Genomic DNA, 19,606 nt, shown 5'->3' with positions numbered 1-19,606 from the left:
AATTCACTGAGCATTTTCAATCAAAAACTGTTCAATGGCTGCTTGATTAAGTTGCACCTTAATCAAAAAGTGGTAGGGGGAGCTGGATTTGAACCAACGACCTTCGGGTTATGAGCCCGACGAGCTACCAGACTGCTCCATCCCGCATCAACAGATTTGCTGCACAACACCAACTTATGTTCTGGATTACAAGTTGGTGCGGAAGGGGGGACTTGAACCCCCACGCCCGAAGGCACTACCACCTCAAGGTAGCGTGTCTACCAATTCCACCACCACCGCAGCTGTGTCGCATTCTAGTCGGATCAGGTCCAAAAAGAAAGGACTAAATCAGGTTATTCGCCTGTTTTCGGCGCGACTGGCGAAGTTTCATTCGAATTGGCCGGCGCAGTCGTGGTGGTTTGCACTGATTTTAAGCTATAAACATCTGTAGTTTGTTTTTTGGCAAACACCGCTAAAGTCAAACTGGTAACAAAGAATAAAGCCGTTAAAATGCCAGTCAAGCGAGTCATGAAATTCGCTGAACCTGAAGCACCAAATACAGTTGCAGCACCGCCGCCACCAAATGATGCGCCTGCATCTGCACCTTTACCATGTTGTACCAGAATCAGTACAATCATTAAAATGGCTAAGATAATATGTACTACCAGCACAAAAGTTTGCATGCTGAACTCCTAATTATTGTGTATTTGCAAAAGCCTGAGCAATTTTATAGAAAGACTCTGCATTTAAAGATGCACCGCCAACCAGCGCACCATTAATATCTGGACAGGCGGCCAACTCTACTGCATTTTCAGCTTTAACACTACCGCCATACAAAATGGCAATGCTTGGACCGAAGGCTGTGATTTGAGTTAAACCTTCACGAATTTTAGCATGCATGGCTTGCGCATCTTCGGGTGAAGCGGTTTTACCGGTGCCAATTGCCCAAATCGGTTCATAGGCAATTACAATATTTTGCCACTGTTCAGTTTGAACAACTGCGGCAATATCACAGATTTGTTGTAATACCACCTGTTCTGCTTGACCACTTTCACGTTGGGTTAAACTTTCACCGACACAGTAAATGAGGGTTAATCCTGCATTTAGAGCATTTTTAACTTTTTCATTGAGTATTTTCGCAGTTTCGCCAAAGATTTCCCGACGCTCTGAATGACCAATCAGTACATAATCAATTTGATGATCCTTCAGAAGTTCAGCACTCACTTCACCAGTATATGCCCCTGTACCCGCAATGCGCGAAACATTCTGCGCAACGGTATAAACAGGTCGAACCGAACTTGCTAATTCTTGCTGAACACCGGTTAAAGCCAGCATCGTAGGCGCAATCCCTATATGACAATCTTCTTCTTTAATTTCATTATTTTGCAATAATTCTTTAAAACCATTTAACAGCGCTTTGGTGTCTGCCTGCATTGGGTTCATTTTCCAATTGCCAACAACCCAAGGCGTAATAGCCGAACCCGACATACAGTAACCTATTAAAAACAATTCATTTAACCGCGCACATTCTACACGGAATTCAATATTTTTTAGAAAATTTTCACAGGGCTTTTTTTAGGCCATTGTTAATTTTCACAGGTCATCACAGCATTCTCAAGAAAAACTTCGGCATGTAATTACGACTGGTTCAAACTTTTATCTGATATTAAGTAGATGACAACATTTTAAGATATGGTATTTTTATATAACAAAAGTATAATTTAAAGATACCAATTATAAACAAATTGATTAAGCAGGCATATTAAGGCATGACAGCATTACAAGGTTCACCAAGATTCACTGGTTTTATTCGCCGTTTGGTTGAAGATGGCTTAGTTTCTGCTGAAAACATGCAGAATGCAGTATTAAGTGCAAAAAAAGCCAATCAAGATATTGTTCCTTTTCTCATTGATCAGTTCAAAATTTCCTCCTTAGAAATTGCAGAGAAGATTTCTCAAGAGTTTGGGGAACCGCTTTTCGACCTTAGTGTTTATGATTCGGCACAAATTATCCGTGAAGGAATGGATGAAAAACTGATTAGCAAACATGGTGTGCTGCCTATTTTTAAACGCGGCAATTTACTGTATGTCGCCACCAGTAATCCAACCAATATGGATGCCATGGATGCAATTCGCTTCAGTAGTAAAATGAATATTGAAGCCGTGATTGTCGAACATCAAAAATTAATAAAACTGATTGAACAAAACTTTGCTGAAGCAGATACGTTTGAATTCTCCGATGATGATATCGACTTAAATCTCGAGCAAGAAGATCTGAGTCAAAAAGATGATGATGACAATGAGCAACAAGCAGATGAAGCGCCGATTGTTAAATATATTAATAAATTATTGATTGATGCGATTCGTATGGGCGCTTCTGACTTACATTTTGAACCTTATGAAAAAAGTTATCGGGTTCGTTATCGCGTCGATGGTGTTCTACGCCAAATTGCCAACCCACCCTTGCAACTGGCAACACGTTTAGCTTCACGTTTAAAAGTAATGTCGCAGATGGATATTTCTGAAAAGCGCTTACCGCAAGATGGACGGATTAAACTCAAACTTTCTAAAAGTAAAGCCATCGACTTTCGTGTCAACTCATTACCCACCTTGTTTGGTGAAAAATTAGTACTGCGTATCCTGGATCCATCCAGTGCAATGCTGGGTATTGATGCATTGGGCTATGAACCCGAGCAAAAAGAATTATTTATGCAAGCGCTGGACAAACCGCAAGGCATGCTCCTCATTACAGGTCCAACAGGTTCCGGTAAAACCGTTTCTTTATATACCGGTTTAAATATCCTAAACCGTGAAGACACCAATATTTCAACGGCCGAAGATCCTGTGGAAATTAACCTGGAAGGGATCAATCAGGTCAATGTCAATGCCAAAGTCGGCTTAACCTTTTCTGCTGCCCTCAAGTCATTCCTGCGTCAGGATCCTGATATTGTGATGGTCGGTGAGATTCGAGATTTAGAAACAGCGGAAATTGCCATTAAAGCCGCTCAGACAGGTCATATGGTGATGTCCACACTCCACACCAACAGTGCTCCTGAAACATTGACGCGCTTAAGGAATATGGGTGTACCTTCCTTTAATATTGCCACCTCTGTAAACTTGGTGATTGCACAACGTTTAGCTCGACGTCTATGTCCACAATGTAAAATTCCTGCTGATGTTCCCGAACCAAGCTTACTGGAAATGGGATTTCGAGAAGAAGATCTTAAACACCCAGATTTTCAAGTATATCAACCTGTCGGCTGTTCAGAATGTCGAGAAGGTTATAAGGGTCGTGTCGGTATTTATGAAGTCATGAAAGTGACACCTGAAATTTCGAAAATTATTATGGAAGATGGCAATGCACTTGAAATTGCTGCAGCATCTTCAAGATCGGGGTTTAATAATTTACGTCGTTCAGGATTAATCAAGGTCATGCAGGGGGTGACTTCTCTTCAGGAAGTTAATCGTGTGACCAGCGAATAGATCAAGCATTTAAAAATAAGGATAAATTCATGGCTGTTAAAAAAGCACAGATGATGCCAACCTTCAGTTATGAAGGGGTTGACCGTAAAGGGGAGAAACTTAAAGGAGAATTACCTGCACGTAACATGGCACTTGCCAAAGTGACCTTACGCAAGCAAGGAATTACCATTAAGACGATTCGGGAAAAGAGAAAAAATATTCTCGAAGGCTTGATGAAAAAAAAGGTGTCTACACTCGATATCACCATTTTCACGCGCCAACTGGCGACCATGATGAAAGCAGGTGTACCTTTGGTGCAAAGCTTTGAAATTGTTGCTGAAGGACTTGAAAATCCCTCTATGCGTGAAGTGGTACTCGGCATTAAAGGTGAAGTTGAAGGCGGTAATACTTTTGCAGGCGCCCTTAAAAAATACCCTCAATATTTTGACAATCTTTTTTGCTCCTTAGTTGAGTCCGGTGAACAGTCCGGTGCACTAGAAACCATGCTTGACCGGGTTGCCATCTATAAAGAAAAAAGTGAACTTTTAAAACAAAAAATTAAAAAAGCCATGAAATATCCTATGGCTGTAATTGTCGTTGCCCTAGTTGTTACAATTATCTTGATGGTGAAAGTCGTTCCTGTCTTTCAGGAATTGTTTAGTTCATTTGGTGCAGACTTACCCGCATTCACAAAGATGGTGGTAAATATGTCGGAATGGATGCAGAAATACTGGTTTGTGCTGATTATTGTCATTGGTGCCATTATTGCCGGCTTTATGGAAGCAAAAAAACGCAGTAAAAAATTCCGTGATTTCCTCGATAAAGCAGCGCTAAAAGCGCCTATTTTTGGTGATCTGGTTTATAAAGCCATTATCGCGCGTTACAGTCGTACTTTAGCAACCACCTTTGCTGCAGGTGTACCCTTAATTGATGCTTTAGAGTCGACCGCAGGTGCAACCAACAATTGTGTTTATGAAGAAGCCGTGATGAAAATTCGCGATGATGTTGCCACTGGTCAACAATTGCAATTTGCCATGCGTGTCACCAACAAATTCCCCTCCATGGCCGTGCAAATGGTCGCAATTGGTGAAGAATCAGGCGCGCTGGACAGTATGCTGGATAAAGTGGCGACGCATTTTGAAAATGAAGTCGACAATGCTGTAGACGGCCTAACCTCCATGATGGAGCCTTTAATTATGGCGGTGCTTGGCGTCCTCGTCGGTGGTCTAGTTATTGCCATGTATCTCCCAATTTTCCAAATGGGTTCAGTCGTTTAATGCAAGAGTTGATTAATTATTTTACAAATACCCCAATTGCGCTTTATGTTGCAGTTGGGCTTTTTAGTCTGTGCATCGGTAGTTTTCTAAATGTCGTCATCTACCGTACACCCAAGATGATGGAACAAGAATGGCGTAACGATTGCCAATTGTTTTTACATCCCGAACAACCAATCATTGATGAATCCAAACTCACCCTAAGTAAACCGGCTTCAACTTGCCCTAAATGTCAAACTGAAATTCGCTGGTATCAAAATATCCCTGTCATCAGTTGGCTTGCTTTACGCGGTAAATGCGGTTCATGCCAAAATCCAATCAGCATTCGTTATCCACTGATTGAACTACTCACTGGCGTATGTTCATTGGTGATCGTTGCAGTATTTGGTCCAACCCTACAAATGCTCTTTGGTTTGCTGTTGACTTGGATCCTCATTGCACTGACCTTTATTGATTTTGATACTCAACTTTTGCCTGACCGCTACACCCTTACCTTGGCAGCACTGGGTTTGGGCATTAATAGCTATGCCATCTATACCTCTCCAACCTCGGCAATATGGGGTTATATTATTGGCTTCCTATGTCTTTGGATTGTGTATTACCTGTTTAAAATTATTACCGGCAAGGAAGGCATGGGGTATGGAGACTTCAAGTTACTTGCTGCTTTAGGTGCCTGGATGGGTCCTTTAATGCTGCCATTGATTGTGCTACTTTCATCCCTAGTGGGAGCAATCATTGGCATTATTTTGCTAAAAATACGTAAAGAAAACCAGCCTTTTGCTTTTGGTCCTTATATTGCCATTGCAGGCTGGATTGCGTTTATTTGGGGCGAGCAGATTATGAAAGTCTATTTAGGGCAATAATTTTTAGGTGAGTAAATGACTTTTATCTTGGGTTTAACAGGCGGTATTGGTAGCGGAAAATCTGCAGCAAGTACATGGTTTGAAACCCAAGGCATCACTGTTGTGGATGCCGACATGGTGGCACGTGAGATTGTAGAAAAAGGACAACCTGCATTACAACAAATTCACGCGGCATTTGGGGATTGGGTTCTTTTAGATAATGGAGAACTGAATCGTCGTGCTTTACGTGAACATATTTTTAAAGATCCGAACGCGCGTAAAGTACTAGAAAGCATCACCCACCCTGCGATTCGCCAGTCGATTATCCAACAACTCCATGCTGCAGCCAGTCCTTATGCGATTCTAGTTTCTCCCCTATTGTTTGAAACCAATCAACATGAATTAACCGATCATACGTTACTCATTGATGCAACTGAAGAATTACAAATTCAGCGTGCTAGTCAACGTGATGGGCAATCAACTGAACAGATTCAGAAAATAATTCAGGCACAAATGCCGCGTCAGCAGAAACGAAGCCTGGCAGATGATATCGTGCTAAATGATGGTCATCTTGATCATTTATATAGCCATTTAAAACCGTTGCATCATGCTTATTTAGAACGCAGCAAGCAAAAAAAAGCAGTCGATTAAGACTGCTTTTTTTGTTGGTCTAGTCGCTGCTGCAAACTGTCTTTATGTATGATCCAGCGCCACGGTTGCAAAGCACCAATCGCCATACCGATCAAGCCACAAATAATCGCCAGACTTAAAGGTTCACCTAATAGCGGTACAGCGAGAACTGCTGCCATAAAAGGGGCCAAAGTCACGATACTGCCGGTCTTAAATGCACCTAAGCGCTTGATGGCTTCCACATAAGTCAGTGTCGCCACAATCACCACAAAAATGCCATGAAAAATCACCTGCATCAATAAATGGAGCGGCTCAGGTTCGGTTAAATTTTTTGGTAAAAATATTAAATAAATCGGCACATAAACGATTGCTGACCAGATGGCTACACCGGCCATAGAATGCCATGCAGAAAGTTTCCATTGCCGCAATAGCACGGTAAATACACCCCACCAGATTGCACTCAACAAAAATAGCATGTCGCCAAAACCAAAAGCTACACCAGTTTCCCGATACATCAAGAAGCTCATTGCACTGATTGCAGCGAGCATAATGATCAGGCTAACCCAGGTATGTTTATCAAAAGGCTGTTTAAATAGAAAAAATGCGGCAAGCGCTGTACATAGAGGAAGACAGCCATTTAGAAAGATAGCTGCATGCGCTGCAGGTACATAATGGAAAGCACTATATGAGGTCAGACAGTATCCGACCCCACCGATCATCGCCAAAAGAAAGGGTTCTTTTTTCCATAAAAAGGCCAAGTCTTTTTTATAGATCAGGATCGGCATTAAAATACAAAATGCCAGAGCAAAACGTAAAGCCGTGATATCCCAAGCGCTGATTCCCCACTGTGCATTTAAGCGGGAAGTAATGGTAAATCCCCCCCAAATACACATGGTAATGGCGACATAGAGATAACCTTGAGACCGGGGAGACATAACAAACAACTTTTAAATTGAGATAATAAAATTACACATTACGCTGGCGGCAAGCTTCATACAACGCCATACCTGTTGCCACACTGACATTTAAACTTTGCAAGTTGCCTGCCATAGGAATGTAAACCGTCTGATCACACTGTGACTGGGTAATTGGACGCAAGCCTGTATCTTCAGCGCCCATCACCACACATACACCGGTGCCGGTAAAATCAAACTGTTGTATCGGTAATGCTTTTTCATCCAGCATGGTACCGACCACACGTACATTGAATTCATTTTTTATATTACCCAAGGTACGCGCAAGATTGGTCACTTGAATAAACTTCACTTTCTCTGCCCCACCCGCAGCAATTTTACGTGCTGTCGGGGTTAAGCTTGCAGAACGATCACGCGAAACAATCACCGCTTCAACACCCATTGCGGCTGCGGTACGGATACACGCACCCAGGTTATGTGGATCAGTGACTTGGTCCAAAGCCAATAAAAGCGCTTGTGGATTTTGTTTCAGCAAATCATCCAGATCCTGTTCATTCAATGTTGGATGTGGACGAACTGCAGCAACCACACCCTGATGAAAAGGCTGACCCGCCAATTTTTCCAGTTTGTCACGACTGGCTTGTTGCACACTGATCCCGAAAGGGTCAGCCAAAGCCAAAACGTTTTTCAAACGCTGATCATCACGACCTTTTAGCGTAAACAAAGTAAGTACACGCTCTGGCTCAAGCTCAAGTAATGACTCCACTGAGTGAACGCCATAAAAATATTCGGTTTTTGCCATGAACGGCCTCTAAAATGTGTGCATACAATGCAAAAAAAGAAAAATCCTGCAAAGCTGACTTTACAGGATTGATGCTTAAATCTAGTTTAACTGATTCAGGCTAAAATTTCTTTGCCTTAATACGACTTATGCCTAGCCTTCTAAATGGCAAATATAATCCAGGACTTCATCAGTCTCGATTTTAAAACGGCTATTGCCAGGGACATAAAAAGACTGTCCTGCACGGAACAATTCACTCTCGATTTTATCCGCGATTTGTACACGGCATTCACCTGAAATAATTTCCATACGTTCAGGGACATGTGTTTCGAAAGTCAGTGCTTGTTCAGTCGGTAAAATCACCCCTAAGGTCTTTTTTGTACCATCTTCGAATTGCACGGTATGACTAATACATGAACCGCCGAAATAAACATTCGATTTTTTAATAACAGAAACATGATCAAACTGATTTGACATGCGTATTCTCCAGATAATGCGCATTTATAATTTTTGATTGATGTAGTTTAAAGAGCTGCACGCAACTAATCAATCGGTGTTTCATACGGCTAAATCAATATTTTACAAATTGTTGCAGTTGTTTCTGCACTAAATAAAAGCTAGATTTAGCACGAGTTTGCGAGAGTCTAAATCAACCTTAGCATAAGCACAAATAAGTTTTGTACTGTATCGACTAAAGGTTTATCTGCTTTTTCAAGTAGCAAATGTCGTACCAAAACCATGACAGTTGACCTAGAAATTTACTCTAGCTCTAAAACTTAATTGGCTGACTTAATTCCATATTTGAACCTCCCCCCAAATACTGGTTAGAAATACTGCTCCATGATTTTCATCGACAGAAATTTAGTCATTTCTCATATCATTGTGAAGCATGGTTTCAATAGGATGAAAAAATATCCTTACTCAAAATATTTCTGTAATTAACCGAGGCATACGGATATAAATCCCGCAAACTATTTGAACATGACTGATGTAGGTTTATCTGCCTCAGCCCCTCTTCCGGCAGGCTTAGCTATATATTTCTGAATAGCAAAGTAATATTGAATTCAATTGCAGCAGATGTTGTTTTTATAGGGTATCTTGGGTAAAAGGTATTTTCATTATGAATATCGGGTAAAATAGTGATGTTTTACGTCATCTTAAAATAAAAGCTGGCTTGTGACCAAAACAAAATTTCACTATCTTAGATTAAAACTTTTCGCAGCTCGGATGCGTTTATGCTGACACACTTAACTCTGATCAACTTTGCTTTAGCCGATCATTTAGCCATTGATATTGAACCAGGTTTCAATGTCCTGACCGGTGAGACAGGTGCAGGTAAATCTTTATTACTAGATGCCCTGTCTGCCTGTTTAGGTGAGCGCACCGATACCAATTACGTGCGTTTTGGCTCCGATAAAGCCGATGTTACTGCTGTTTTCAGTTATAAAGAACACAGTCCCGAAGCTGAATGGCTGAAAGCGCATGAGTTAGATGATGAATCCGGCGAAATCCATTTAAGACGCGTGATTTTTGCAACGGGCCGCAGCAAAGCATGGATTAATGGTCGCCCAAGCAGCCTAGCTGAACTGAAAGAACTTGGTCGTTTACTGGTGCAACTGTACAGTCAGCACAGCCAGCAACAATTACTGGAACATCCTTATCCCAAGCACTGGCTCGATCGTTACAACAATTTTTATCAGCCTGCACAGGATGTCCGGGATGCCTACAGCACCTGGCAAAAAGATATTCGTCAGCATCAAGCTGCATTAGATGCGCAAGCGACCCGTAAACAACGGATCGAAACCTTGGAATTACAGCTTGAAGAACTCGAAGAAATTACTCAGATTGACTATAAAGAGATTGAGCAAGAGTTCGACCGTTTAAGCCATCATGAACATATTATGCTGGATTGTAGCTATAGTTTAAATGCGCTGGATGAAGCAGAACCCAATATTACCCAGGAAGTCTCTTCAATCATTCGCCGCCTTGAAACGCATGCCGGTCGAAGTGAGCAACTCGCAGAAATTTACAATTCATTAGTAAATGCGCAAAGTGAGCTTGCTGATGCGACGGCAAATTTACATCTATTTATTGACCGTCAAAGTTTTGATCCTGAACGTATGGAAGAGCTCAATTCGCAACTGGAAATCTTTCACCGTTTAGCACGTAAATACCGTACCCAGCCTGAAAACTTGAAAGAAGAATATGAAGCCTGGCAGACTGAACTTGAACAGTTGCATCAGCTGGAAGACCCGGAGACTTTAGCTGAACAGGTAGAATTGTCGCATCAAGACTTTTTAGCCAAAGCCCAACACCTGGATGAGATTCGTCGCGAAGCCGCGACACCTTTGGCTAAAAAGCTCACAGAGCAAGTCAAACAACTGGCATTGCCTGAAGCCTATTTTGAATTCAGGTTTGAACCGTTGGAACAGGCATCATCGGAAGGCCTCAGCTTTATTCAACTGATGTTTACTGCAAATAAGGGCATTCCAGCACAACCTTTGGCACGTGTCGCATCTGGTGGTGAACTGTCACGTATTGCACTGGTGATGCAAGTGATGAATGCAGAAAAAACCGAATCTGAAGTGCTGGTGTTCGATGAAATTGATGTCGGAATCAGTGGCGGTACCGCAGAAATGGTCGGACGCTTGCTGGCAGATTTAGCCCAACATGTACAAATTTTATGTATCACCCATCAGGCCCAAGTGGCAGCACAATCCGATCAGCACCTACTGGTTAAAAAGCGTCAAACTGATCCGGCAAGCAGTACCATTATCGACCTGAATGAAGAGCAACGAATTGATGAGTTGGCGCGCATGACCGGCGGTGTCGAAATTAATGATACGACCTTGCAACATGCCAAACAATTACGCCAGCTTAAGTTTCATCAGATATAAGTTTACAGACTAAATCACAAAAAATGATGGGCAAAACTCAATTAGTTGAGTAAGTTTCTCATAAAAGCATTATTATTAATTTAATCAGATTTTTTGATTTTAAGGAGGGAATGGCTTAGATGAATAAACAATATCTGACGCATCGCTGTCTGATTGCACCTCCTGATTCAGCCGATGATTTTTTTGCCAATACAGTCATTTATTTGGCACGACATGATGAAGATGGTGCTCAAGGCATTATCATTAACCGCCCGTCCGGTCTTTCCATCAAAGAATTACTGAACGATCTGGAAATTGAAGCGGATAATGTCAATCCCCATGATGTATTACAGGGTGGGCCTTTACGTCCGGAAGCAGGCTTTGTGCTGCATACCGGTCAGCCAACCTGGCATTCATCCATTGCGGTGGGTGAAAATGTCTGTATTACCACATCTAAAGATATTCTAGATGCCATTGCACATAACGAAGGTGTTGGACGTTATCAAATTGCCTTGGGTTATGCGAGTTGGGGCAAAAACCAGCTTGAAAAAGAACTGGCACGTGGCGACTGGCTCATCTGTGATTCGGATATGGATTTAATTTTTAACTTACCTTATGACGACCGCTGGGATGCTGCCTATAAAAAAATGGGCGTAGACCGCAATTGGCTTTCATCAGAGATTGGACATGCCTAATTTATCACAACCCCAGCTGATTATGGCATTCGATTTTGGTACACAGAAAATGGGTATGGCGGTCGGGCAATCATTGATTGAAAGTGCCACTCCCCTTACCCTGTTTCCCATGAAAGATGGAATCCCGAACTGGGATGAATTGCTGAAGATTGTTAAACAATATCAACCGAGCTTATTTCTAGTGGGTTTGCCGCTGAATATGGATGATAGCGAATCTGAACTTTCGGCACGTTCACGCAAGTTTGCCCGCCGTTTGCGTCATCAGACCAATATTGAAACCTTGATGGTCGATGAGCGTTTAACCACCCGTGAAGCGCGCGATGAGCTGGGTCATTATCAAGCTCAAGGTCGCGCAAAAAAACTGTCTGCAGATAGTGTGGCTGCTGCACTTTTTATTGAAAGCTGGTATCGCAATCCTGAAGGGCTTAGACCTTAATTTAATGAAACATCAATGATACAAAGCTATTCAACCCTGAATGGCTTTTTTATTGAAATCAACCAATCAATTCGATTACCTGGCTAATGCTGATCAATTCAGCGGTTGCACCCTCCCTTTTATCTTTTGTGTCATTCACACCGGAATCTTGTTTTTTAAATTTAGTTTTCCTTGAGCAACAACAACGTAGTGCTGTGTTCTTGCTCAAGTTGCGAATGAAGTTTCCGCATATCAAATAACATCATGAATTTAAAATACCCATCGGTTTATTAACTGACTGGTATTAATGACCTGGCTGGTTTTTTGATATGAATGGTTGCGGTACGTCCTGCAATAAAAGCCAATTCATTTTTCGGCTTTTCATCCAGAATAATTTTTACCGGCACACGTTGTGCCAAACGGACCCAACTAAAGGTGGGATTTACATTGGCTAAAAGTCCAGAGGTCGAAGTGCGTTCGCGGTCTTCAATACCCGATGCAATCCCTTGAACGTGACCTGTTAATTTTTCAGAATCACCCATCATTTGAATGGTTACAGGTGCACCGACATAAATTTTATTTAACTTAGTTTCTTCAAAATAACCCACAATATATAACTGCTGACGGTTTAATAGTGCTGCAACTGCTTGCCCCACCTTGACATAACTGCCTTGCTGCAGTTCAAAATTGGATAAGGTGCCATCGGTTGGTGCAACCACTTCAGAGCGATTCAGATTCAGTTGGGTCAGATGCAGATTACTGCTCGCCACTTCAATGAGCGCTTTTTGCTGCACGATATTGGCTTTGGCCTGCGCAATGGCTGCAAGCATTTGCTCATGTTCTGCATGGGACTGATCACGCGTTGCAAACATCTGCTCTTGTTCTTGTTTGGAAATCGCGCCATCCATCAGGCTGGAATAGCGATTGGCATTTTTATCTGCCCAGTTAATATTTGCTTCAGACTTCACTACATTGGCTTGAGCTTGGGCCAGTTCAGCCTGAGCTGCAGCTAAACCCGCTTTGGCCTTGGCCAAATCAGATTTGGCTTGCTCGACATCAATGGCTTGACGGGCGACATCAATTTTAAACAACACCTGCCCTTTTTTAACGCTTTGGTTATCTTGTACCAAGACCTCAGTCACCAGACCCGAAACGTCAGAAGATACCTGAATCACATCGCCACGTACACGCCCATCACGCGTCCACGGTTCGGAATTATAATAGTTCCAGATATGGATAATGGCGAAAATCGCGATGAGCGCCACCACCAGCAAAATAATCGGTCGAATTATTTTGCGCAGATCAAAAGATGTCATTTCAGGTTTACCTCATTCATTTCAATTTGGGAAATAGTGATGTTCATTAGATGGCACACAGAATGAACAGCCAATGCAGCAGAAAAAGCAGCACGATATACAGGCACAAATTGAATATGCTTGGCCATGCGATCCAGTCCTGATCAACCAGTCGATCTGTTCCTATCATGACGATTTTAAGCAGCACATACGCAAGAATGCTCTGAATTAAAAGGATCGGGACATAGACCCCATAAAGATTAAGTTCGCCCATGTTTAGCTCCCTGCCAAAATTTTCTGTTCAGCCCTATTTCCTGTATCTTGATGACACAGACTGCTGCGAATATTGTTGAGTGAAATCTTCAGGCGCTGTGCAACATCGGGATTTTCCACCTCATCGGTTGCAGCCTGAACCACGGCAAGGCTATGCAATAAATTTTGTAAAATATCGGCATGTGGTCGCTGCATTTCTTTGGCCCGGAAATAGTCATCTAGCGACTGCTGCAAATCTTCAATCGAAGAAACAATAGGTGCTTGCTCGGGCAGTTTGTTGATCAACTCCTGCAGTCGTGTCAGGTCAATCACTGCACTGGTTTCAATCAGTGCCAAATGAATTTCTTTTTTTAAACTTTTCGACTGAACAGCGGCTTTACTGTTGAGCACTCCAATCCGATCCAGCATGCTACGCAAATGCCGTTTAAACTCTGCACCATAAGACAGATACAGAGCTTTTCTGACCGCTTTATAATGCATGGCCAAAATGCGTTGTACGGTAATATCAGGAGACATCGCCCGAACGATGTAAATCACATAAACTGAAATCATCGGACCAATGAGCGAACCAATAGAGGCATCAAAAAATGTAATCTGATCCAGTGCATAAGTATTCTGAAAATTCAGCCCCATCACTGTTCCCATCAGCAAAGGCAGGCCCAGTCCGGTTAAGGGTGGATGTGGAAATAACATCAGGCAGAATATGATGAAGGGCGCAAGAACCAAACCCAGCTCCCAAAAGCTGGTGACATGCGGGAAAATTCCATAGGCATATATAAACACCACCGCCGCCGCGTATATATTGGCACGGATAAACATTTTCAATGCCGGTACTGGATTATCCATGGCAGTTAAAATACAGGCAGTGATTGCAGCCATTTCTGCCAGCATGAATCCTGCTTTCCAGCCACTTAAAATCCAGAATGCGGTGGCAATTATAATAATAATAAATGCCGAAATGCCGCCACGAATCGCCATACCATGATCGCGATGCAAACTCGGATAACGGGTACTTAGAGGACTCATGCTTTCCGGCAAGGAATCATCGCCTTTCTGAATGCGTTGCCAAATCAGTTTCACGGCACGGACATTCTGAATAAAATGCCGAATATCCATCTTCAAGCCGTTTAAAATGATCACTTGTTCAGGTCGTGCCAATGTCACTAAAGCATCAAAATCAGAGTCAAACTGAGGCGGTAAAAGATTGAGTTCGTATGGTTTTATCTCATGCTCATCTTTTAAAAATTCGGCAATATGAGCATGTGCCGTTTCTAGAGGGGCGCGATAGGTCCGATCAATTTGATCGAGCTGTTTCATGCACTCATACATTGCCACCAAATTTGCCACCAATACTGTTAATTGATGCAGCATTTCCTGCAGCGGTTTAGTCATGCCTTGAAGGTTGGATTTTTCATACGATAAATGCACCGCCATCGCATGGATATCCGAGGTATTCCGGGTGATATTCCCCAACAACTGGTTGTAACTATCCAGCTGTTTTTGATCCAGCAAGATCTGATTAAATAATACACTGACATCCTGAATGGTTTTTGCAACACGGGTTTCCACAACCGGCCCGATATGCAGCGGGAAAATGGTGGTGCTGACAATCGCACTGCAGACCACGCCGACGGTAATTTCCAGGAAACGGCCAATTGCCATATCAAAGATAGACACCGTATCGGCATAATAAATAATGTTGTAGCAAATAATGACTGTGGTATAACCTGCCAGCATAGAAACATAACTGCGTGGTGTTCGGTCCAGCAGGGAAATATACAGACAAAATCCCACCCAGGCCGCCAAGAAAAAGGTAAATAACCACGGGGTATTCATCAAAAGCGGGGTGACTGCAATCGAGACAATTGCACCCAGCAATGTTCCCAAAACCCGATAAAGACTTTTTGAAGAGGTCATGCCCGAGTACGGGTTGGCAATCACGAACACGGTACCAATGGCCCAAATCGGATAAGCCAGATTCAAAGAAAATGCGACATAAAGTGCCAACATGCCTGCCAAAAAAGTTTTAGTCGCAAAAATCCAATCCATTTTATTTGGACGAAATGCGAGTAAGGGTTTGGTTAGCAGCATAGGTTGATCTCAGATTTGGGTTTAACGCTTCACTCCACAGATTTTTTAACGATGACTAAAGTGCACGAAATATCTTACAGACACATCGTGTAAAAAATAGACATGGATAAACATGCCATCAGAAATGATCGTCATTCAAAATGAATGGAGAAATTTTCGCATCGGGTTCTTTATGCGAGATAAATAGAAAAAAACAGTCAACCCATCCGGGCTAAAAATTCATCATTAGATATTTATTTTGCTTATTTTTTCAAAAATACTAATATAAGTCAATAATAATATCTTATTATGATAATACATCAATAATTAATAAAAGATAATTAACCCTTTGTCATTAAATTTCTCATGCTGGATATAAAATATTTTTAAATGCTGACAAATACGGCATTGCCTGCAACAAAAGCTCTGCTCTGGCTAATTTTTTGTTATAAAGTAATGGAGTTAGTTTTTCTTTTTATATGCTTGGATCAAGCGGGTATTTATGGCAATTTCTAGTTTTGGTAAGATTCTCACCGTTTTGGATCTGTTTTCGGTGTCTCGCCCTATCATTAATGTCGATATCATTAGTGAGGAATTAGGACTGTCTAAACCCACCAGTTACCGGTATTTAAAAGAACTGGTATCTTCAGAATTATTGCAGCGCTTGAGTGGCACTTCAGGTGACTACACCTTAGGTTCTAAAATTGCAGTACTGGACTATATTTCCCGTACCACTGATCCTTTGGTGCAAATCAGCATTCCCTTTATGCAGCAGATTGTAGAACGTACTGAATTCGGTTGTCTGCTTACGCATCTGAATTATGATTCATGTATTGATATTCATCATGAACTGTATAAAGACATGACCACGCTGATTTATGGTCGCGGTTGCCCTCGCCCCATCTATCAGGGTTCTTCTGCCAAAGCTATTCTGGCGCATTTGCCCAAACAGCGCATGTTAGATTACTACCAACGCTTTGCGCCTGAATTTTCTGAAGTCGGATTTGCGCATAGCGAAGAAGAGTTTCTGTTACAGATGAAGCAGATTAAAAAGCAGGGTTATTATTTTTCCAATGGGGAAGTTGATCCGAATTTGGCCAGCCTTTCTATTCCAGTAAAATTTTCCAGCAAAGAACCGCCTTTGGCTTTGACCTTATTAGGTTCTAAAAATCGCTTTGAATTTATTAATTTTCAGAAACTGATCGAAATCTTGCAGGAAAATGCGGAACTGATTGAGAAAAAATTGGCAGAATTATCTAACGATGATGGGCTTTAAAATTGTATTAAAATTCAATTAAATATTAATTTATGCAAAATAAAAGCATATTTTACAATTGAATTATTAAACTTATTCTCATAATATGATTATTGTTCTTCAGGTAGCCAATTGTATTTCATGACAATTTGAGCAATATCCTCAGAGAAAAGCTTGTGCCTACGCATGAGCTTTTTTTTGCCTTTATTTTTGGCTTGGCAAATAGCTATCTTTAGAAAAAATAACGAAAAGTCAGGTTAATACGCGGTTCGTGTATCCGTGTTGATTTCATTAAAGCATGTTTCCAGTACTGCTGTGTTTGACCTCGCATCACAATCAGCTGACCACTATGTAAAAGTAGATCGACTTTTTCTGTTTTGTTTTTATGCTTAAAACTGAATTTACGTGTTGCACCGAAACTTAGCGAAGCAATGACCGTTTCGTGTCCGGTATCGGAGATTAAAGTCGCTTCATCATCACTGTGCCAGCCCAGACCCTGGGTGCCCTCCTCATACAGATTCGCCAAACAGGAATTAAAAGAGTGCCCGACCAGTTTTTCGATATGCTGCTTGAGACGAAATAAGGCCGGATTCCACAAATAGGCCTGCTTAAAGGTGCCTGAATAATGATATTGATAGTTTTCATCGCCATACCAGGCCACTTGGCGCTGGGTGATATGATGCTGGCCAAATAAAAATACCTGATCATGTTGCCAAGCCAAATTGCTTAAAAAATACTGCAAATATTTTTCACTCTGCTCAGGCGTTAAAATCAGACCGTAATCTTCTACAATTCCGTCATACGGCAAGAGATTGGCTTGAGTTTCAGGTGCAAACAATTCGAAGTTCATGGTCAAAAATATATAGTCATAAATAAATGTAAGATTCACTTTTATTCTAGCGGACTATCTCTGCTCACAATTCAAAACATTGTATGCGCTTGTGACATCAAGAAATCAGGCTTAGACTCAAATCAAGCTGAACAATAAAAATATTGCATATGAATTTATGGCACTTATTTCAAAAACTTCGACCCTTTGTGCGCCCCTATCGCTTATTGGTCATCGCAACGCTAATTTTAACCTTGATTGGTTCCTTCACCGCGCAAGTGAATGCTCTAACTTTACAATATGCGGTTGATAGCATTAACCGCCTGATTGAAGCCGGTTTAGGACTCTCTGAAGGCTGGCATATTTTAATCACCATCTCGGTCATTTTACTGGGTAAGGAAGTCATCAATGCCTTCGTACAATTTGGACAGAAATTTTATGGCGAAAAGCTGCGAATTTTTGTCTCGCAGGATTTAGCCCAAGGCATCATTGAAAAATTTCTGACCTATCGACTGGCTTTTTTTAATGAAGATAATAACCAGGCCGGTAAATTGCAAACCCGTATCGACCGCGGGATTGGTTCGCTAACGCGTCTGGTGCAAATTTTCTTTATTGATATCCTGCCGTTATTTACCAGCGCAATTGTAGCGCTCGGCCTGATGTTCTATGCCAATGTCTATGTCGGCATGGTGGCTTTAAGTATTGTGCCCATCTATTTTTGGCTGACCTATAAACAGGCCCAGAAACTCGGTGGATGGCGACGCAACCTTCGCGATGGACGGGAAAAAAAGAGCCAAGGCATCTTAAGTATTATTAACTCGATTACCGTAATTAAATCTTTTAACCGTGAATCGATTGAATCCGAAAAACAACTCAAACTGCAAAAAGAACTCACCAACAATCAAATGCAGACCCGCCAAACCAGTTTTCTGTTTGACGGCTTAAAAACCTTTATCGAACAGATTGGTATTGTGCTGATCATCATTTTAACCGCATATTTTGTGCTAAATGGTCAGATGAGTATTGGCATGATTATGTACCATGTGCTGTTATTCAATAACGTTTCAGCTCCGATTCGCTCGCTCCATCGTATTTATGATGAAGTGAATGATGCGATGATTTACTCGGAAAGCTTCTTTAAAATTTTAGAAGCCGACTATGAAATCGAGCCGAGTGGTGCACAAAAACCGGTGATCACAGGCAAGTTCGAACTTAAAAATGTCGAATTTTATTATCCCAATGGTCATCATGCCTTAAAGAACATCAACATGGTGATTCAACCGAATAAAATCACGGCTTTGGTGGGATTATCCGGTGCGGGGAAATCAACCTTGATCAGTTTGCTGGATAAATTCTACCCGCCTGTATCCGGGCAGATTCAACTTGATGGCATAAATCTAGAAGACATCGACACTCACTATTTACGTGATCATATTGGTTTGGTTTTGCAAAAAAATCATATTTTCCAAGGTTCTATCTTTGAAAATATTCGCTACGGCAAAACTGATGCCACTATCGAAGAGGTCATGACTGCAGCCAAAAAAGCTTCGATTCATGAACAGATTTTACAACTCCCACATGCGTATGATGCAGATGCCCTGATGCTTTCAGGCGGTCAACAACAACGAATTGCGCTTGCCCGAATGTTTTTAAAGAATCCACCGATTATTTTTCTGGATGAACCGACTGCCAGTTTAGACGCGATTGCCTCGGAGCAAATTAAACATAGTCTGGATCAAATCAAGCAAGGCCGAACCGTGATTATGATTTCGCATAGTTTGTCGCAAATTATTGATGCAGATTATACTTATGTGATGAAAGAAGGCTGCATTGCCGAACACGGCGAACATGATGCGCTCTACCACCAAGAAGGTGTGTATAAAGAAATTTTTGATGCTATGGCCAAGAGCTTAAATATCGAAAAAATCGCCAAAACTTTCGAGGAGGATTTCGAGGAAGAAACGCATAGTTAACCCTCAAATCTCTTTGCAATCTGTGCTTTAAATTTGGTTTTAAT

18 protein-coding genes and 2 tRNA genes are annotated in these 19,606 nt (G+C 41.7%); 9 read left to right on the top strand and 11 right to left on the bottom strand.

The annotated features are described in order from the left end of the window. Positions 1-70 precede the first annotated feature (70 nt). The 4 genes from ACKI4H_RS00730 to tpiA all read right to left on the bottom strand — a co-directional run bounded on the left by ACKI4H_RS00730 (position 71) and on the right by tpiA (position 1,467). A tRNA-Met gene (locus ACKI4H_RS00730) sits at positions 71-148 on the bottom strand. Between the two features lie 46 nt (positions 149-194). Then, positions 195-279, bottom strand: a tRNA-Leu gene (locus ACKI4H_RS00725). A 53-nt stretch (positions 280-332) separates the two neighbouring features. Then, the gene (gene secG / locus ACKI4H_RS00720) at positions 333-662 is read right to left on the bottom strand and encodes a preprotein translocase subunit SecG (protein WP_407303219.1); all 330 of its coding nucleotides are present in this window, start codon (positions 660-662) and stop codon (positions 333-335) included. A 13-nt stretch (positions 663-675) separates the two neighbouring features. Next, positions 676-1,467: a triose-phosphate isomerase gene (tpiA, locus tag ACKI4H_RS00715; RefSeq protein ID WP_407303218.1), complete on the bottom strand. Its 792-nt coding sequence runs from the start codon at positions 1,465-1,467 to the stop codon at positions 676-678. A 281-nt stretch (positions 1,468-1,748) separates the two neighbouring features. On the opposite strand from tpiA, the gene pilB reads away from it, so the two are divergent. The 4 genes from pilB to coaE are packed head-to-tail and all read left to right on the top strand — an operon-like array spanning position 1,749 to position 6,207. After that, positions 1,749-3,461: a type IV-A pilus assembly ATPase PilB gene (gene pilB / locus ACKI4H_RS00710; protein ID WP_407303217.1), complete on the top strand. Its 1,713-nt coding sequence runs from the start codon at positions 1,749-1,751 to the stop codon at positions 3,459-3,461. A 29-nt stretch (positions 3,462-3,490) separates the two neighbouring features. Then, complete coding sequence (locus ACKI4H_RS00705) at positions 3,491-4,717, top strand: type II secretion system F family protein (protein WP_407303216.1); 1,227 nt, start codon at positions 3,491-3,493, stop codon at positions 4,715-4,717. Then, on the top strand, positions 4,717-5,577 hold the full coding sequence (locus tag ACKI4H_RS00700; RefSeq protein ID WP_407303214.1) for a prepilin peptidase: 861 nt from the start codon (positions 4,717-4,719) through the stop codon (positions 5,575-5,577). Before ACKI4H_RS00705 ends, ACKI4H_RS00700 begins: the two co-directional genes overlap by 1 nt. Before the next feature lie 15 nt (positions 5,578-5,592). Then, positions 5,593-6,207 (top strand): dephospho-CoA kinase, encoded by a 615-nt coding sequence (coaE, locus tag ACKI4H_RS00695; protein WP_407303212.1) that lies wholly within the window; start codon positions 5,593-5,595, stop codon positions 6,205-6,207. Here the strand turns inward: coaE and ACKI4H_RS00690 are convergent. The 3 genes from ACKI4H_RS00690 to ACKI4H_RS00680 form a co-directional block, all read right to left on the bottom strand. Next, on the bottom strand, positions 6,204-7,121 hold the full coding sequence (locus ACKI4H_RS00690) for a DMT family transporter (protein WP_407303211.1): 918 nt from the start codon (positions 7,119-7,121) through the stop codon (positions 6,204-6,206). The genes coaE and ACKI4H_RS00690 overlap by 4 nt on opposite strands. Before the next feature lie 31 nt (positions 7,122-7,152). Further along, on the bottom strand, positions 7,153-7,902 hold the full coding sequence (gene rlmB, locus ACKI4H_RS00685; protein WP_407303210.1) for a 23S rRNA (guanosine(2251)-2'-O)-methyltransferase RlmB: 750 nt from the start codon (positions 7,900-7,902) through the stop codon (positions 7,153-7,155). Positions 7,903-8,034: 132 nt separating this feature from the next. Further along, positions 8,035-8,358, bottom strand: a complete 324-nt coding sequence (locus ACKI4H_RS00680) for a pyrimidine/purine nucleoside phosphorylase (RefSeq protein WP_067722386.1) — start codon at positions 8,356-8,358, stop codon at positions 8,035-8,037. Between the two features lie 758 nt (positions 8,359-9,116). Here ACKI4H_RS00680 and recN point away from each other — a divergent pair. The 3 genes from recN to ruvX all read left to right on the top strand — a co-directional run bounded on the left by recN (position 9,117) and on the right by ruvX (position 11,888). Then, a complete protein-coding gene (gene recN / locus ACKI4H_RS00675; protein ID WP_407303207.1) occupies positions 9,117-10,778 on the top strand; it encodes a DNA repair protein RecN in 1,662 nt (553 codons plus the stop codon). 119 nt (positions 10,779-10,897) lie between these two features. Continuing rightward, a complete protein-coding gene (locus ACKI4H_RS00670) occupies positions 10,898-11,452 on the top strand; it encodes a YqgE/AlgH family protein (protein WP_407303206.1) in 555 nt (184 codons plus the stop codon). After that, entirely contained in the window at positions 11,445-11,888 is a 444-nt protein-coding gene (gene ruvX, locus ACKI4H_RS00665; protein ID WP_407303204.1) for a Holliday junction resolvase RuvX, read from the top strand. Before ACKI4H_RS00670 ends, ruvX begins: the two co-directional genes overlap by 8 nt. Before the next feature lie 269 nt (positions 11,889-12,157). On the opposite strand, the gene ACKI4H_RS00660 is transcribed toward ruvX, so the two are convergent. From ACKI4H_RS00660 to ACKI4H_RS00650, 3 genes are read right to left on the bottom strand one after another with little or no spacing between them, the layout of a single operon-like run. Beyond that, positions 12,158-13,183, bottom strand: a complete 1,026-nt coding sequence (locus tag ACKI4H_RS00660) for an HlyD family secretion protein (RefSeq protein ID WP_407303202.1) — start codon at positions 13,181-13,183, stop codon at positions 12,158-12,160. A 46-nt stretch (positions 13,184-13,229) separates the two neighbouring features. Then, positions 13,230-13,436, bottom strand: a complete 207-nt coding sequence (locus ACKI4H_RS00655; protein ID WP_407303201.1) for a DUF1656 domain-containing protein — start codon at positions 13,434-13,436, stop codon at positions 13,230-13,232. A 2-nt stretch (positions 13,437-13,438) separates the two neighbouring features. After that, positions 13,439-15,526: an FUSC family protein gene (locus ACKI4H_RS00650; protein WP_407303200.1), complete on the bottom strand. Its 2,088-nt coding sequence runs from the start codon at positions 15,524-15,526 to the stop codon at positions 13,439-13,441. A 481-nt stretch (positions 15,527-16,007) separates the two neighbouring features. On the opposite strand from ACKI4H_RS00650, the gene ACKI4H_RS00645 reads away from it, so the two are divergent. Continuing rightward, positions 16,008-16,781, top strand: coding sequence for an IclR family transcriptional regulator (locus tag ACKI4H_RS00645; RefSeq protein ID WP_407303198.1), 774 nt, complete (start codon positions 16,008-16,010; stop codon positions 16,779-16,781). 211 nt (positions 16,782-16,992) lie between these two features. On the opposite strand, the gene ACKI4H_RS00640 is transcribed toward ACKI4H_RS00645, so the two are convergent. Then, entirely contained in the window at positions 16,993-17,610 is a 618-nt protein-coding gene (locus ACKI4H_RS00640) for an alpha-ketoglutarate-dependent dioxygenase AlkB family protein (protein ID WP_407303222.1), read from the bottom strand. A gap of 149 nt (positions 17,611-17,759) precedes the next feature. Between ACKI4H_RS00640 and ACKI4H_RS00635 the strand changes: the two genes are divergently transcribed. After that, positions 17,760-19,562, top strand: a complete 1,803-nt coding sequence (locus tag ACKI4H_RS00635) for an ABC transporter ATP-binding protein (RefSeq protein ID WP_407303195.1) — start codon at positions 17,760-17,762, stop codon at positions 19,560-19,562. The last annotated feature ends 44 nt before the right edge of the window (positions 19,563-19,606 follow it).

It is taken from the genome of Acinetobacter sp., assembly GCF_045628685.1.
Taxonomy (GTDB): domain Bacteria; phylum Pseudomonadota; class Gammaproteobacteria; order Pseudomonadales; family Moraxellaceae; genus Acinetobacter.
Note: the sequence above shows the minus strand (reverse complement) of the source record. Positions and strands in the feature narration are given on the sequence as shown.

Excerpts from the sequence above, each read along its gene's own strand:
- secG (WP_407303219.1), bottom strand. The coding sequence starts at position 662 with ATGCAAACTTTTGTGCTGGTAGTACATATTATCTTAGCCATTTTAATG.
- tpiA (WP_407303218.1), bottom strand. The coding sequence starts at position 1,467 with ATGTCGGGTTCGGCTATTACGCCTTGGGTTGTTGGCAATTGGAAAATG.
- pilB (WP_407303217.1), top strand. The coding sequence starts at position 1,749 with ATGACAGCATTACAAGGTTCACCAAGATTCACTGGTTTTATTCGCCGT.
- ACKI4H_RS00705 (WP_407303216.1), top strand. The coding sequence starts at position 3,491 with ATGGCTGTTAAAAAAGCACAGATGATGCCAACCTTCAGTTATGAAGGG.
- ACKI4H_RS00700 (WP_407303214.1), top strand. The coding sequence starts at position 4,717 with ATGCAAGAGTTGATTAATTATTTTACAAATACCCCAATTGCGCTTTAT.
- coaE (WP_407303212.1), top strand. The coding sequence starts at position 5,593 with ATGACTTTTATCTTGGGTTTAACAGGCGGTATTGGTAGCGGAAAATCT.
- ACKI4H_RS00690 (WP_407303211.1), bottom strand. The coding sequence starts at position 7,121 with ATGTCTCCCCGGTCTCAAGGTTATCTCTATGTCGCCATTACCATGTGT.
- rlmB (WP_407303210.1), bottom strand. The coding sequence starts at position 7,902 with ATGGCAAAAACCGAATATTTTTATGGCGTTCACTCAGTGGAGTCATTA.
- ACKI4H_RS00680 (WP_067722386.1), bottom strand. The coding sequence starts at position 8,358 with ATGTCAAATCAGTTTGATCATGTTTCTGTTATTAAAAAATCGAATGTT.
- recN (WP_407303207.1), top strand. The coding sequence starts at position 9,117 with ATGCTGACACACTTAACTCTGATCAACTTTGCTTTAGCCGATCATTTA.
- ACKI4H_RS00670 (WP_407303206.1), top strand. The coding sequence starts at position 10,898 with ATGAATAAACAATATCTGACGCATCGCTGTCTGATTGCACCTCCTGAT.
- ruvX (WP_407303204.1), top strand. The coding sequence starts at position 11,445 with ATGCCTAATTTATCACAACCCCAGCTGATTATGGCATTCGATTTTGGT.
- ACKI4H_RS00660 (WP_407303202.1), bottom strand. The coding sequence starts at position 13,183 with ATGACATCTTTTGATCTGCGCAAAATAATTCGACCGATTATTTTGCTG.
- ACKI4H_RS00655 (WP_407303201.1), bottom strand. The coding sequence starts at position 13,436 with ATGGGCGAACTTAATCTTTATGGGGTCTATGTCCCGATCCTTTTAATT.
- ACKI4H_RS00650 (WP_407303200.1), bottom strand. The coding sequence starts at position 15,526 with ATGCTGCTAACCAAACCCTTACTCGCATTTCGTCCAAATAAAATGGAT.
- ACKI4H_RS00645 (WP_407303198.1), top strand. The coding sequence starts at position 16,008 with ATGGCAATTTCTAGTTTTGGTAAGATTCTCACCGTTTTGGATCTGTTT.
- ACKI4H_RS00640 (WP_407303222.1), bottom strand. The coding sequence starts at position 17,610 with ATGAACTTCGAATTGTTTGCACCTGAAACTCAAGCCAATCTCTTGCCG.
- ACKI4H_RS00635 (WP_407303195.1), top strand. The coding sequence starts at position 17,760 with ATGAATTTATGGCACTTATTTCAAAAACTTCGACCCTTTGTGCGCCCC.